Here is a 13,834-nt window from a genome sequence, read left to right as displayed (position 1 = left end):
AGGACGCCGGACCGGTGTCCGCGCCGTCCGCAGTGGGGGATGGGGTAATCGGCAGCCCGCCGGCCTTTGGAGCCGGGAAGCCTCGGTTCGAGTCCGAGTCCCCCAGCAGCAGCCGATGCCCGAGGAGATCCGTGTCCGAACCGCTGCAGCCCGGTACCGCCCCCGAGGGCGGGATCGCCGCCGTCGTCGTCCTCGCCGCCGGGCAGGGCACCCGCATGAGGTCGGCGACGCCCAAGGTGCTGCACGCCCTCGGCGGGCGCAGCATGCTCGGCCACGTGCTGGCCGCGACCGCGCCGCTGGCCGCCCGGCACACCCTCGTGGTCGTCGGCGCCGGCCGGGAGGCCGTGGAGGAGCACCTCGCGCAGGTCGCTCCCGACGCCCGGCCGGTGCTGCAGGAGGAGCAGCGCGGGTCCGGGCACGCGGCGGCCGTCGCGCTGGCCGCCGTCCCCGACCTCGAGGGGCCGGTGCTGCTGGTCAACGGCGACGCCCCACTGCTGCGCCGGGAGACGGTCACCGCGCTGCTCGACGCGCACCGCGCGGCGGGCAACGTCCTCACCGTGCTCACCGCCGAGGTCGACGACCCGACGGGCCTGGGCCGGATCGTGCGGGACGCCGACGGCGCCGTGCGGGCCATCGTCGAGCAGCGCGACGCCACCCCCGAACAGCGGGCCGTCCGCGAGATCAACGCCGGCGTCTACGTCGGCGAGGCCGCCGCGCTGCGCCGGGCGCTGGGCTCCCTCGGCGAGGACAACGACCAGGGCGAGCAGTACCTCACCGACGTCCTCGGCCTGCTCGTCGCCGAGGACGCCCCGGTCGGCGGTGCCGCCGCCGAGGACCCGGTCGACGTGCTGGGCTGCAACGACCGCCGCGAGCTCGCCGCCCGCCGCCGCACGCTCAACGACCGCGTCCTCGACGAGCTGATGCGCGCGGGCGTCACCGTCGTCGACCCGGCCACCACCTGGGTCGACGTCACGGTCACCGTCGCGCCCGACGCGCTGCTCGAGCCCGGCGTCCACCTCCGGGGGACGACGTCGGTCGCCACCGCCGCCGTCGTCGGGCCGGACACCACGCTCGTCGACACCACCGTCGAGGAGGGGGCGAGCGTGGTGCGCTCGCACGTCCTCGGCGCGGTCGTCGGCCCGCACGCCGCCGTCGGACCGTTCAGCTACCTGCGGCCGGGCACGCGGCTGTCCGCCGGGGCCAAGGTCGGGGCCTTCGTCGAGACCAAGAACGTGCAGGTCGGCGAGGACTCCAAGGTGCCGCACCTGTCCTACGTCGGGGACGCCACCATCGGCCGGGGGTCGAACATCGGGGCGGCGACGGTGTTCGTGAACTACGACGGCGTCGAGAAGCACCACACCGAGGTCGGGGACCACGTCCGCATCGGTTCGGACACCATGCTCGTGGCGCCGGTCACCGTCGGGGACGGCGCCTACACCGCGGCCGGCTCGGTGATCACCACCGACGTCCCCCCGGGTGCGATGGGCGTCGCACGGGCGCGCCAGCGCAATGTGGCAGGCTGGGTCACGCGGCGCCGTCCCGGAACGGCCGCCGCGAAGGCCGCCGAGGCGGCCGGGGATGCAGGGGCCGAGGCGGCGGCCCACACTCGCGCGGAGGCGTCCGAGTAGGGCCCGCCGGTCGCCCGACCGACGCGACGAGCAGGGGTGGACGAGCCGATGAGCGCGATCCGGCAGGCGACCAGCAAGAGCCTGATGCTCTTCTCCGGCCGGGCGTACCCCGAGCTCACGGAGGAGATCGCCGGGCACCTCGGCGTGACGCCGACGCCCACCGCGTCCTACGAGTTCGCCAACGGCGAGCTCTTCGTCCGTTTCGAGGAGTCCGTCCGCGGCTGCGACGCCTTCATCGTCCAGAGCCACACCGCGCCGATCAACACCTGGCTCATGGAGCAACTGCTCATGGTCGACGCGGCCAAGCGCGCGTCGGCCAAGCGGATCACCGTCGTCGCGCCGTTCTTCCCCTACGCCCGGCAGGACAAGAAGCACCGCGGCCGCGAGCCCATCTCCGCCCGCCTGGTCGCCGACATGTTCAAGATCGCCGGCGCCGACCGCCTGATGACGGTCGACCTGCACACCGCCCAGATCCAGGGCTTCTTCGACGGCCCGGTCGACCACCTCTTCGCCCTCGACCTGCTGGTCGACCACGTCAAGGAGCGCTGGGGCGACCGCGCGCTCACCGTCGTCTCGCCGGACGCCGGCCGCGTGCGCGTCTCCGAGCGCTGGAGCGACAAGCTCGGCGGCGCCCCGCTGGCCTTCATCCACAAGACCCGCGACCCCATGAAGCCCAACGAGGTCGTCGCCAACCGCGTCGTCGGCAACGTCGAGGGTCGGGTCTGCATCCTGGTCGACGACATGATCGACACCGGCGGCACGATCGTGAAGGCCGCCGAGACGCTGTTCGACGCCGGCGCCGCCGACGTCATCGTCTGCGCCACGCACGGCGTGCTCTCCGGCCCGGCGGTCGACCGGCTGAAGAACAGCCGCGTCAGCGAGATCATCGTGACCAACACGCTGCCCATCGAGCCGGCCCGCCAGTTCGACAAGCTCACCGTGCTCTCCATCGCCCCGCTGCTCGCCCGGGCGATCAAGGAGGTCTTCGAGGACGGCTCGGTGACGAGCCTCTTCGGCGGCGCGAGCTAGCAAAGGACCCCGTCCTCCTCACCCCGCACCAGCTCGGGGTGAGCCTCGGGACGGGGCCGTGCTCAGCCGGCGCGGCGGCCGAGGGCGCGGTAGGTCCACCCGGCGGCGGTCCAGGCCTCGCGGTCCAGGGCGTTGCGGCCGTCGAGGACCCGCTTGCTGGCCACGACCTTGCCGAAGGCGACCGGGTCCAGCTCGCGGTAGGCCCGCCACTCGGTGAGCACCAGCACCGCGTCGGCGCTGGCGGCGGCCTGCTCGGCGGTGTCGGCGTAGTCCAGCTGCGGCCACAGCCGGCGGGCGTTGTCGATCGCGGCCGGATCGGTGACCCGCACGTCGGCGCCTTGGAGCTGCAGCTGGGCGGCGACGTTGAGCGCCGGGGAGTCGCGGATGTCATCGGAGTCGGGCTTGAACGCCGCGCCGAGCACGGCGATGTGCTTGCCCAGCAGCGACCCGTCGCAGACCTCCCGGGCCAGCTCCACCATCCGGATCCGGCGGCGCATGTTGATGTTGTCCACCTCGCGCAGGAAGGTCAGCGCCTGATCGGCGCCCAGCTCCCCGGCGCGGGCCATGAACGCGCGGATGTCCTTGGGCAGGCAGCCGCCGCCGAAGCCCAGCCCGGCGTTGAGGAACTTCCGCCCGATCCGGTCGTCGTAGCCGATCGCGTCGGCCAGCTGTTTGACGTCGGCGCCGGTGGCCTCGCACAGCTCGGCCATCGCGTTGATGAAGGAGATCTTGGTGGCCAGGAAGGAGTTGGCCGCGGTCTTCACCATCTCCGCGGTGGCGTGGTCGGTGACCACCTTCGGCGTGCCGGCCGCGACGATCGGGGCGTACACCTCGTCGAGCAGCCGCTCGGCGACCTCACGATCCGAGCCGGCCGGCAGGCCGTAGACCAGCCGGTCGGGGTGCAGGGTGTCGGTGACGGCGAAGCCCTCGCGGAGGAACTCCGGATTCCACGCCAGCAGCGCGCCGGGCACCTTGTCCGCCACCAGCTCCGCCAGCCGCCCCGCCGTCCCGACCGGCACGGTGGACTTGCCGGCCACCAGCTCACCGGGTGCCAGCACGCCCAGCAGCGACTCGGTGGCGGCCTCGACGAACCGCAGATCCGCGGCGTACTCGCCGCGCTTCTGCGGCGTGCCCACGCAGACGAAGTGCACCGCCGCGCCGGCGGCGTCGGCGATGTCGGTGCTGAACCGCAGCCGGCCGGTGGCCAGCGTGCGGGCCAGCAGGTCTTCGAAGCCGGGCTCGTAGAACGGCGCCCGGGCCGCGTTCAGCGCGCCGATCTTGCGCTCGTCGACGTCGATGCCGACCACCTGGTGACCCAGCTCGGCCATCGACGCGGCGTGCACCGCGCCCAGGTAGCCACAACCCACGACCGAGATGCGCATGCCGTCCCCCGACTCCTCGATCGGCACGGTGGTCCCCGGCCGCTCGTCGGACGGTAGGTGCCGCCGCGACCGCCCAGCCAGGTCCCCGCCTCCAAGGGGTGATCCCCGGGTCGCCGCGGCGGCTGACGTACAGTGGGACCGTTGCCCGGCGAGGGAGACGGCCCCGTCCGTACTCCGTGATCGGCGTGCCACGCTCCTGGGGTAGAGCCCCTCGACGGGCGTGCCGCGCCGTGCGCCGGCCACCGACCCGGATCCACCTCCCCGAGGAGCACACCACCGTGGCTGACTTCCGCCTCGTCGCCGAGGCCCGCACCGAGTTCGGCAAGGGCGGCGCCCGCCGCACCCGCCGGGCCGGCCGCATCCCCGCCGTCCTCTACGGGCACGGCCAGGACGTCGTGCACCTGTCCCTGCCGGCCCGCGAGTTCGCCGCGGTGCTGCGCAACGGCGGCAGCAACGCCCTGATCACCGTCGTCCTCGACGGCGAGGAGCAGCTGGCGCTCACCAAGGCCGTCCAGCGCGACCCGCTGACCCGCGTCCACGAGCACGTCGACCTGCTCCTGGTGCGCCGTGGCGAGCGGACCACCGTCGACGTGCCGATCGTCGTCGTGGGCGAGCCGGGCATCGACGCCATCCCGAACCACCAGCTGAACACCATCTCGATCGAGGCGGATGCCACGAACCTGCCCGACACCATCGAGGTCGACGTGACCGGCCGGACCGCCGGGCAGAACATCAGCGCCGGCGACATCGTGCTGCCGCGGGGCGCGACGCTGATCACCGACCCCGAGGCCCTGGTCATCGGCTTCCTGGGTGCCCCGACCGCCGAGGCCCTCGAGGCCGAGCTCGCCGAGGCCGAGGCCGAGGCCGGCATCGAGCGCGAGGAGTCCGCGCCCGCCGAGGAGGGCACCGGCCAGGGCGACATCGTCTCCGAGCCGCAGGACCAGGGCAGCGGGGAGTCGATGGAGTCGGCCGAGAAGGGCTGAGGCCGACCCTGGACGAGAACACCACCCGCAGGGGCGCCGGCGACGCCGGCGCCCCTGCGGCCGTGTCCGAGGGGCCCTTCCTCGTCGTCGGGCTGGGCAACCCCGGACCCTCCTACGCCGGCAACCGGCACAACGTCGGCGCGATGGTGCTCGACGAGCTCGCCACGCGCGCCGGCGTGCGGCTCTCCCCCGGGAAGGGGAAGCGGGCGCGGACGCTGCTCGGCGAGGGGCGGCTGGCCGGCCGCCGCATCGTGCTGGCCCGGCCCACGGCCTACATGAACGAGTCCGGCGGCCCGGTCCGCGGCCTGCTCGACTACCACTCCATCCCGCCCACCGACCTCGTGGTGCTGCACGACGAGCTCGACATCCCCTTCGCCAGCGTGCGGCTCAAGCGCGGCGGCGGCGAGGGCGGCCACAACGGCCTGCGGTCGATCTCCCGCTCCACCGGCACGAAGGACTACCTCCGGGTGCGCGTCGGCATCGGCCGCCCGCCCGGTCGTCAGGACCCCGCCGACTTCGTGCTCAAGGACTTCTCCGCCACCGAGCGCAGGGAGCTCGACCTGCTGGTCGCCGAGGCCGCCGACGCGACCGAGGAGCTCCTCGCGCAGGGCCTCGAAGCGGCGCAGAACGTCGTCCACCCCCGCACCTGAGCCCGTTCCGGGCGGGTGAGCCGCCGTCCCCATCGGGTGAAGGCGTCCCCCTCGCATTGACCCGCTCGTGACTCGCTGTGATCGTTCTTCCGACGTCGGGCGCTCACCCGGGGCGGACTCCCTGCTGACAGGCGAGTAGCGACCCTCGCGCGAGCGGCGCCGACTACACGCCGTCACGTGTGTCCGGGGGGAACCGTGCTGCTCGACCAGTCCACCATCCGTCTCGGGACGGCGTCCCGCGCGCTCGCGGAGCCGCCGGCCGCCCTGCGCCGTCCGCGGCTGCGGCGTGGCGGGGTCGCCTGGGCCGGGCGGTACTCGCGCGTCCTCACCGCCCTCGAGGTGGCGGCCGCCGCGGTGGCCGGGGCCTGCGTCCTCGGCACGCACCCGGACGCCTCGCCGACCACCTCGCTGTTCTGGGCGAGCGTCGGCCTCGTCGTCGCCTGGCCGGTCCTGCTGCACGCGACCGGCGCTCACGCCGAGCGGGTCTTCGGCACCGGCAGCGACGAGTACCGCGCCGTCGGCAGGGCCGGCTTCCTGCTCCTCGCGCTCGCCGGGTTCGCCTCCTACGCCGCCGACCTGGACCTCAGCCGGGCCCTGGTCGTCGGTGCCGTCCCCGCGCTGGCCCTGGGCACCCTGCTGGGGCGGTGGGCCGCCCGCTGTGCGCTGCGCGGCCTGCGCGCCCGGGGCCGCTGCACCAAGCGGGTCGTCGTCGTGGGTCGCGGCACCGCCGCCCTGGAGCTGGTCGAGCGGCTGCGGCGCGAGCAGTTCGCCGGCCTGGAGGTCGTCGCCGCCTGTGTCACCCCCGACGACCGCGACCGGGTGGCCCGCGCCGCCGGCGTCCCCGTCGGCGGGCTGGACGACGTCCTGACGCTGGCCGGGCACCTCGAGGCCGACACCATCGCGGTCACCTCGGCCAGCGAGACCGCCTCGCAGTACCTGCGCTCGCTGTCCTGGCAGCTGGAGGGCACCGGCATCGAGCTGCTCGTGGCCCCCGGCCTCATCGAGGTCGCCGGCCCGCGGCTGCACATCCGCCCGTTCGAGGGGCTGCCGCTGCTGTCGGTGGAGCAGCCGCGCTTCGAGGGGTGGCAGCGCGTGGTCAAGGGCGGCCTGGACCGGGTGGTGGCGGCCCTCGCGCTGCTGCTGCTCACCCCGGCCCTGCTGGGCATCGCCGCCGCCGTCAAGGTCACCAGCCCCGGCCCGGTCCTCTACCGCCAGGAGCGGGTGGGTGTGAACGGGCAGGCCTTCACGATGCTGAAGTTCCGCAGCATGGTGGTCGACGCCGACCGCCGGGTCGACGCCCTGCGGGCGCAGAGCATCTCCGACGGCCTGCTGTTCAAGATGCGCGTGGACCCGCGGGTCACCCCGGTCGGCCGGGTGCTGCGCCGGCTGTCGCTGGACGAGCTGCCGCAGCTGCTCAACGTCCTCGGGGGCTCCATGTCGCTGGTCGGCCCCCGGCCGCCGCTGCCCGGCGAGGTCGCCCGCTACGACACGTCGGTCAGCCGCCGGCTGCTGGTCAAGCCCGGGCTCACCGGTCTGTGGCAGATCTCCGGTCGCTCCGACCTGTCGTGGCAGGAGTCGGTCCGCCTGGACCTGCGCTACGTCGAGAACTGGTCGCTGGCGGTGGACCTGCTCATCCTCGCGAAGACCTTCCGCGCCGTCGTCAGCAGCTCCGGGGCGTACTGAAGAAGGACCCCGTCCTCCCCTTGGAGGACCCCCTTGCCCCCCACCACTCGCAGGCTCGCGGCTGGGCCCTGCGAGGGGCCAGCGGAGCTCGGGCAGTGCCCCGGACGAGGCCGACGGCGGCTGCCCCGTGCGGGTGAGGGGACCCCCGGAGACCTCCTCCAGGGTCCGGCGCCGGTCGATGCTCACCCAGGGCGACGAGACCAGTGCGTCCCGCACCTAGTCGTCCGAGCTGCTGCCCGGACGCGAGACGGAGGCCCAGTGGACCGCTTGAGCATCGCGATGGTGGGCACGCGCGGCGTGCCCGCGCGCTACGGCGGCTTCGAGACCGCCGTCGAGGAGGTCGGCCGCCGGTTGGCCGATCGGGGGCACCGGGTGGTCGTCTACTGCCGCACCGTTCCCGGGGCCGAGGAGCCGCCGCCGGCCCGGTACCTGGGCATGGAGCTGGTGCACCTGCCGGCTGCGCGCAGGCGGTCGCTGGAGACCCTCAGCCACACCGCGCTCTCGGTACGGCACCTGCTGGGCCACCGGACCGACGCGGCGATCGTCTTCAACGCCGCCAACTCGCCGCTGCTGCCGGTGCTGCGCGCCGCCGGCATCCCGGTCGCCACGCACGTGGACGGGCTGGAGTGGAAGCGGGCCAAGTGGGGCGGCACCGGGCGGCGCTACTACCGCGCGGCCGAGGCGCTGGCCGTCCGCTGGTCCGACGCCCTCATCGCCGACGCGCAGGGCATCGCCGACTACTACCGGGACGCCTTCGCCGCTCCCACCACGCTGCTGACCTACGGCGCGCCGCTGATCGAGCCCGGGGCGCACCGGCTCGCCGAGATCGGCCTCGAGCCCCGCGGCTACCACCTGGCCGTCGCCCGGTTCGAGCCGGAGAACCACGTCGACGTGGTCGTCGAGGGCTACGCCGCCAGCACGGCCACCAAGCCGCTGGTCGTCGTCGGCTCGGCGCCCTACGCCGACGGGTACACCGCCCGGGTGCACGGGCTGGCCGACGACCGCGTGCGCTTCCTCGGCGGCGTCTGGGACCAGGAGCTGCTCGACCAGCTGTACGCCAACTGCGTCACCTACCTGCACGGTCACTCCGTCGGCGGCACCAACCCCTCGCTGCTGCGCGCGATCGGCGCCGGCGCGGCGGTCACCGCCTTCGACGTCGACTTCAACCGCGAGGTGGTCGCCGACGCCGGCCGGTACTTCCGCAGCCCGGCTGACGTCGCCCGGGAGGTCGACGCGGTCGAGGCCGACCCGGACTGGGTCGCCCGCTCCGGACTGCGCGCCCGCGAGCTGGCCGGGGGGTACGACTGGGACCAGGTCGCCGCCGGATACGAGGAGCTCGCCGGCATCCTGGCCGGACGCCGGTTCCCGGCCCGGCGACCCTCCGGGCGCCGCCGGCCGTCCGCGGCCGACGCCGCACCGGCCCCGCGTCCGGTGCGGCCGCCGGCGGACGTCGTGCTCCTGCCCGTGCCTGCCACCGCCCTGCCGATCGAGGACGTGCCGCTCGAGGACGGGCCGGCGGTGCGGCCATGACCGCCACCGTCGGGACCCACCCGACGGGGGACCTGCGGACGACGGTGCGCCGGCTGGCCGCCGCGCAGAAGGGGGCCACCGGCGCCCCGGCCTACTCCCGTTACGTCAACCGGCCGCTGGGCCGGCTGTTCGCCGCGCTGGCCTTCCACGCCGGGCTCACGCCGAACGTGGTCACCGCGGTCAGCGCCGCCTCCACGGCCACCGGCATCGCGCTGCTCGCCGTCGTGCCGCCGTCGGTGCCGACGGGGCTGGCCGTCGCCACCTGCCTGGTGCTCGGCTACGCGCTGGACGCCGCCGACGGCCAGTTGGCCCGGCTGCGTGGCGGTGGCTCGCCCGCGGGGGAGTGGCTGGACCACATGGTCGACGCCGCCAAGATCGCCAGCCTGCACCTGGCGCTGCTCATCGGCCTCTACCGGTTCCAACCGCTCGGGCGGACCGCCTGGCTGCTGGTGCCCCTCGGGTTCTCCGTGGTGGCCGTCGTGCACTTCTTCGCGACGCTGCTCAACGAGGCGCTGCGGGCCCAGCACGGAGCCGCGACGCGAGCCACGCCGTCGGGGCGGCGGCCGGGAGGCCTCCGGTCGCTGCTGACCGCACCGACCGACTACGGCGTGCTGTGCCTGACCTTCCTGCTCCTCGGGGCGCCGGGTCTGTTCGCCGCCGCGTACACCGCACTGTTCGCCGCCACCGCGAGCTACCTCCTGCTCGCGACGAGCACGTGGTACCGCGAGATGAAGGGATTGGCCCCATGACCACCGGCACACCCGGTCGGACCCCGCGGGAGGCGCGGCACCGCAGGCTGCTGGCCGCCGGGGCCGTGACCCTGGGAGCCGCCGCGCTGCTGGCCGTGGCGCTCGTCGCGGGACGCGGGGGCACGGAGCCGGCCGGCTCCGGGCCGCCTGCCGCGATCGCCTCCCCGGAGGCCACGGGCACCGCGGAGCCCACCGCCACCGCCGGACCGTCGGCGAGCGTGCCGCCGGCACCGGCGCCGACCGGCGACCCCGCGGTGCTCACCGGCGACCCCGCCGAGCTGCCGCCGGGCCTCCCGGCGGTCGCCCTCGACGGGACGGCCGCGGTCGGCGACGGGGTCACCGGGACGGTGGAGTCCCTCGAGGCGACCGAGGGGACGGCGACCGGCCCGGGCAACGTCGCCGGGCCCGCCGTCCGGGTGACCGTGCGACTGGCCAACGGCACGGCCGAGCCGGTGTCCTTCGACGGCGCCGTGGTCACCCTGGCTCACGGAGCCGAGCAGGTCCCCGCCTCGCCCCTCGACGACCCGTCCGCCAGGCCCTTCTCCGGCGTCGTCGACCCCGGGGACAGCGCCGTGGGCGTCTACGTCTTCACCGTGGGGCAGGACGCACGCGGGGCGGTCACCGTGTCCGTCGGCTACCGGCCCGGCGCTCCCTACCTGGTGTTCACCGGAGCGGCGGACTGACGCCGCACAGCTCGACCCGATCGACGGGGCCCCGGCGCGAGCCGGGGCCCCGTCGGCGTTTCCGGGCCGTCTGGTGTCACGCAGGGTCACCTCGTACGGGTGAAGTCTCCGTGTGCGGGACGTCCCGTCACCGCATCAGGGGATCCCGACCCCTCCGTCGTCACGCTTAGTGTTCGCCGGTCGGTCGGGGGAACCGACCGCGCGAGCGGGACGAACACGGGGGATGCACCTGATGTCTGCACGGACGACCGCGGCGCCGAGAGCGCTGCTGGCGGCGCTGGTCGCCGTCCTGGTGCTCGCCGGCGTCCTCGGCGGGTTGCCGCCGGGCACGGCGCGGGCCGACTCGGCACCGCGGGACCCGGCCGACCCGGCCACGCCGGCGACCGTCACCGCGGACCCGCTGCCCACCGTGCAGATCGACGGGGTGGTGTGGTCGCAGGTCGTCGTCGGCACCACGGTGTACGCGGCCGGGAAGTTCACCAGCGCGCGACCGGCGGGTGCCCCGGCGGGCACGTCGGAGACGCCGCGCAGCAACCTGCTGGCCTACGACATCCGCACCGGGGTGCTCGACCCCTCGTTCGCGCCCCGGCTCAACGGCCAGGCGGTCACGGTGACCGCCTCGCCCGACGGCTCGCGGATCTACGTCGGCGGTGACTTCACCGAGGTGGACCGCCAGCCGCGGTCGCGGGTCGCGGCCTTCAGCACCGCGACCGGCCAGCTGCTCGCCGACTTCCGGCCGGCCGCCAACGCGAAGGTCCGGACCATCGCGGCGACCGACGCGACCGTCTACCTCGGCGGGGACTTCTCCGCGGTGGGCTCGACGGCGCGGAACCGGCTCGCCGCGGTCTCCGCGGCCACCGGTGCGCTGCTGCCGTGGACGCCCCAGCCGGGTGTCGGTCCGACCAGCGGGAACAAGGACGGCAACACCGCCACCAGCAACGACGTCCTGGCCCTCGTGGTCACCGGTGGCGGCTCGCAGGTGGTGGCCGCGGGCCGCTTCGACACCCTCAACGGCACCAAGGCGACCGGCGTCGGTGCACTGGATGCGCAGACCGGCGCCACCCGGCCGTTCGCGGTCAACCGGTACATCACCAACCAGGGCGTGAACTCCGCGATCTGGAGCCTGAGCACCGACGGCACCAACGTCTACGGCACCGGCTACAACTACTTCGGCCCCGGTTCCCTCGAGGGGCTCTTCGCCGCGAGTGCCGACGGCGGCGCGGTGCAGTGGTTCGTCGACTGCTACGGCGACAGCTACGCCACCTACGCGACCCGTGGGGTCGTCTACTCGGCGTCGCACGCCCACGACTGCCGCAACATCGGCAGCTTCCCCGAGCAGACCCCCACGCGCTACCACATGTTCGGCAACGCCTACAGCGTGGCGGCCGTGGGCACGAACACCGGCGCGGGGCCGGTGAGGGGTCAGCCCGCGCCCGCCCACCAGGCCTGGGGGCCGGTGTTCACCCCCGGCACCTTCACCGGCCAGGGCCAGGCGGGCTGGACGGTCACCGGCAACGGCGACTACGTCGTCTTCGGCGGCGAGTTCCCGGCGATCAACGGCTTCAGGCAGCAGGGGCTGGTCCGCTTCGCCGTCCCGTCGCTCTCGCTGAACAGGGTGGGTCCCAAGACCGACGCGACCTTCGTGCCGGCGGCCACGATGGTGCGCGGCGCGGTCCGCCTGACCTGGAAGGCGGTCGCCGACGCCGACAGCGAGCACCTCACCTACCGCGTCCACCGGGACAGCGAGGCCTCCGCTCCGGTGTGCGAGGTCACCCAGCCCTCCCTGTGGTGGCGGCTGCCGACGTACGGCTGCGCCGACACCGGCGCGACGGCCGGGTCGCACCGCTGGCTGGTGACGGTGACCGACCCCTTCGGCAACCGCAAGGCGTCGGCCTGGACGACCGCCACGGTGCCGGCGGGCAGCGTCGGCACGCCGCGGCCCTACCAGCAGGCGGTCACCGCGGACGGTGCGATCGACACCTGGTCGCTGGGCGAGCCCTCGGGCACCACGGGGTGGGACTACACCGGCCCGATGGACCTGACGGTCAACGCCGGCGTCACCCGCGACGTCCCCGGCGCGATCCGCGGTGACCGCGACACCGCCACCCAGTTCAACGGCGGGACCACCGGTTTCGCGGCCACCCGCACCGCCATCGCCGGACCGCAGGTCTTCAGCGTGGAGAGCTGGATCCGGACGACGACGACCCAGGGCGGCAAGATCATCGGGTTCGGCAACGCGAACACCGGCACGAGCTGGCAGAACGACCGCAACGTCTACATGGACACGACCGGGCGGATCCTCTTCGGCGTCTGGCCGGGGGCGACCCGCACGGTCAGCAGCACCGCGGCGTACAACGACGGCCGGTGGCACCACGTCGTGGCCACGCTGAGCCGGGCGGGGATGGCGCTCTACGTCGACGGCGTGCGCGTCGCCGCCCGCGCCGACACGGTCAGCGCCGAGCCGAGCACCGGGTACTGGCGGATCGGTGGCGACACCTCCTGGGCCGGCGCGCCCTTCTTCGCGGGTCAGATCGACGAGGTCGCCGTCTACCCGACCGCGCTCTCGGCCCAGCAGGTCGCGAGCCACCACACCCTGGGGAGCACCGGCCAGGGGGCCAACGTCGCCCCGACGGCGGCGTTCACCTCGACGGCACGCGACCTGACCGCGGTCCTGGACGGCTCCGGCTCCAGCGACGCCGACGGCTCCATCACCCGCTGGGCGTGGGACTTCGGGAACGGGGCGACGGGAACCGGCAGGACCGTCACGCACGCCTACGCCGCCGCAGGCACCTACGCCGTCACCCTGACCGTGACCGACGACCGGGGCGCCGTGGCCACCCGGACGGGGTCGGTGACGGTGACCGCGCCGGTGGCCGGGCCGGCGCCGGGCGCGCCGCGGGCGGCGGACGGCTTCGAGCGGTCGGTGGCCGTCGGCCTGGGGGCGGCCGACGTCGGCGGGCCGTGGTCGGTCACCGGATCGGCGTCGGCCGGCGGCGGGGTGGGGCGGCTGGAGCTGCCCCGGGGCGGCGCCGCCACCTCGGCCTACCTCTACGGGCCGTCGGTGGCCGACGTGGTCACCCAGGTGGCGGTGTCGATGGAGGCGCTGCCCACCGGTGGCGGGGCCTGGGTCTACCTGGCCGGGCGGCGCACGCAGGCGGCCGACTACCGCGCCTCGGTGAAGGTCACCGCCACCGGCAAGGTGGTGCTGGGGCTGTCCCGGCTGCAGTCCGGGGTGGAGACCAAGCTGACCGCGGTGGAGCTGGCCGGGGTGACCTACCGGCCCGGTGCGGTGCTGCTGGCCCGGCTGGAGGTGACCGGCAGCGGGACCTCGACGCTGAACGCCAAGGCGTGGCCGGCCGGCACCGCCGAGCCGGCGGCGTGGCAGACCACGACCACCGACAGCACCCCGGCGCTGCAGGGCCCCGGCGGGATCGGGGTGGCCGGGTTCCTGTCGGGCACGGCGACCGCGCCGGTCACCGTCCGCGTCGACGACGTGTGGGCCGGCCCCGCCGGCACC

Annotated in this window: 10 protein-coding genes and 1 tRNA gene; 10 read left to right on the top strand and 1 reads right to left on the bottom strand. The window is 74.8% G+C overall.

Annotated elements, in window-relative coordinates; all coding sequences use genetic code 11:
- The first annotated feature begins 33 nt into the window (after nucleotides 1–33).
- The 3 genes from BUB17_RS08905 (at nucleotide 34) to BUB17_RS08895 (ending at nucleotide 2,657) form a co-directional block, all read left to right on the top strand.
- A tRNA-Gln gene (locus BUB17_RS08905) sits at nucleotides 34–106 on the top strand.
- Nucleotides 107–131: 25 nt separating this feature from the next.
- Nucleotides 132–1,628, top strand: a complete 1,497-nt coding sequence (glmU, locus tag BUB17_RS08900; protein WP_072916705.1) for a bifunctional UDP-N-acetylglucosamine diphosphorylase/glucosamine-1-phosphate N-acetyltransferase GlmU — start codon at nucleotides 132–134, stop codon at nucleotides 1,626–1,628.
- A gap of 48 nt (nucleotides 1,629–1,676) precedes the next feature.
- The gene (locus tag BUB17_RS08895; RefSeq protein ID WP_072917180.1) at nucleotides 1,677–2,657 is read left to right on the top strand and encodes a ribose-phosphate diphosphokinase; all 981 of its coding nucleotides are present in this window, start codon (nucleotides 1,677–1,679) and stop codon (nucleotides 2,655–2,657) included.
- Nucleotides 2,658–2,719: 62 nt separating this feature from the next.
- On the opposite strand, the gene BUB17_RS08890 is transcribed toward BUB17_RS08895, so the two are convergent.
- Nucleotides 2,720–4,039: a UDP-glucose dehydrogenase family protein gene (locus BUB17_RS08890; RefSeq protein WP_072917178.1), complete on the bottom strand. Its 1,320-nt coding sequence runs from the start codon at nucleotides 4,037–4,039 to the stop codon at nucleotides 2,720–2,722.
- A 278-nt stretch (nucleotides 4,040–4,317) separates the two neighbouring features.
- Here BUB17_RS08890 and BUB17_RS08885 point away from each other — a divergent pair, with 278 nt between their 5' ends.
- From BUB17_RS08885 to BUB17_RS08855, 7 genes are all read left to right on the top strand, one after another.
- The gene (locus tag BUB17_RS08885; RefSeq protein WP_072917175.1) at nucleotides 4,318–5,022 is read left to right on the top strand and encodes a 50S ribosomal protein L25/general stress protein Ctc; all 705 of its coding nucleotides are present in this window, start codon (nucleotides 4,318–4,320) and stop codon (nucleotides 5,020–5,022) included.
- 62 nt (nucleotides 5,023–5,084) lie between these two features.
- On the top strand, nucleotides 5,085–5,672 hold the full coding sequence (gene pth, locus BUB17_RS08880) for an aminoacyl-tRNA hydrolase (RefSeq protein ID WP_072916703.1): 588 nt from the start codon (nucleotides 5,085–5,087) through the stop codon (nucleotides 5,670–5,672).
- Between the two features lie 195 nt (nucleotides 5,673–5,867).
- Entirely contained in the window at nucleotides 5,868–7,355 is a 1,488-nt protein-coding gene (locus tag BUB17_RS08875; RefSeq protein ID WP_141242964.1) for a sugar transferase, read from the top strand.
- Between the two features lie 258 nt (nucleotides 7,356–7,613).
- Nucleotides 7,614–8,885, top strand: coding sequence for a DUF1972 domain-containing protein (locus BUB17_RS08870; RefSeq protein WP_244277077.1), 1,272 nt, complete (start codon nucleotides 7,614–7,616; stop codon nucleotides 8,883–8,885).
- On the top strand, nucleotides 8,882–9,634 hold the full coding sequence (locus BUB17_RS08865; protein WP_072916700.1) for a CDP-alcohol phosphatidyltransferase family protein: 753 nt from the start codon (nucleotides 8,882–8,884) through the stop codon (nucleotides 9,632–9,634). Before BUB17_RS08870 ends, BUB17_RS08865 begins: the two co-directional genes overlap by 4 nt.
- Complete coding sequence (locus tag BUB17_RS08860; RefSeq protein ID WP_072916697.1) at nucleotides 9,631–10,317, top strand: hypothetical protein; 687 nt, start codon at nucleotides 9,631–9,633, stop codon at nucleotides 10,315–10,317. Before BUB17_RS08865 ends, BUB17_RS08860 begins: the two co-directional genes overlap by 4 nt.
- 232 nt (nucleotides 10,318–10,549) lie before the next feature.
- On the top strand, nucleotides 10,550–13,834 hold a 3,285-nt coding region (locus BUB17_RS08855; RefSeq protein ID WP_141242963.1), incomplete at its 3' end, for a LamG-like jellyroll fold domain-containing protein.

Origin of the sequence: Geodermatophilus obscurus (assembly GCF_900143215.1) — a bacterium.
In the GTDB taxonomy this organism is placed as follows: Bacteria; Actinomycetota; Actinomycetes; order Mycobacteriales; family Geodermatophilaceae; genus Geodermatophilus; species Geodermatophilus obscurus_A.
The sequence above is the reverse complement of the archived record's forward strand: the minus strand, read 5'-3'. Positions and strand labels throughout refer to the sequence as shown.

Bases quoted from the DNA above. Each gene is read 5' to 3' on its own strand.
- BUB17_RS08890 (WP_072917178.1), bottom strand. From the start codon at position 4,039: ATGCGCATCTCGGTCGTGGGTTGTGGCTACCTGGGCGCGGTGCACGCC.
- BUB17_RS08860 (WP_072916697.1), top strand. From the start codon at position 9,631: ATGACCACCGGCACACCCGGTCGGACCCCGCGGGAGGCGCGGCACCGC.
- BUB17_RS08895 (WP_072917180.1), top strand. From the start codon at position 1,677: ATGAGCGCGATCCGGCAGGCGACCAGCAAGAGCCTGATGCTCTTCTCC.
- BUB17_RS08865 (WP_072916700.1), top strand. From the start codon at position 8,882: ATGACCGCCACCGTCGGGACCCACCCGACGGGGGACCTGCGGACGACG.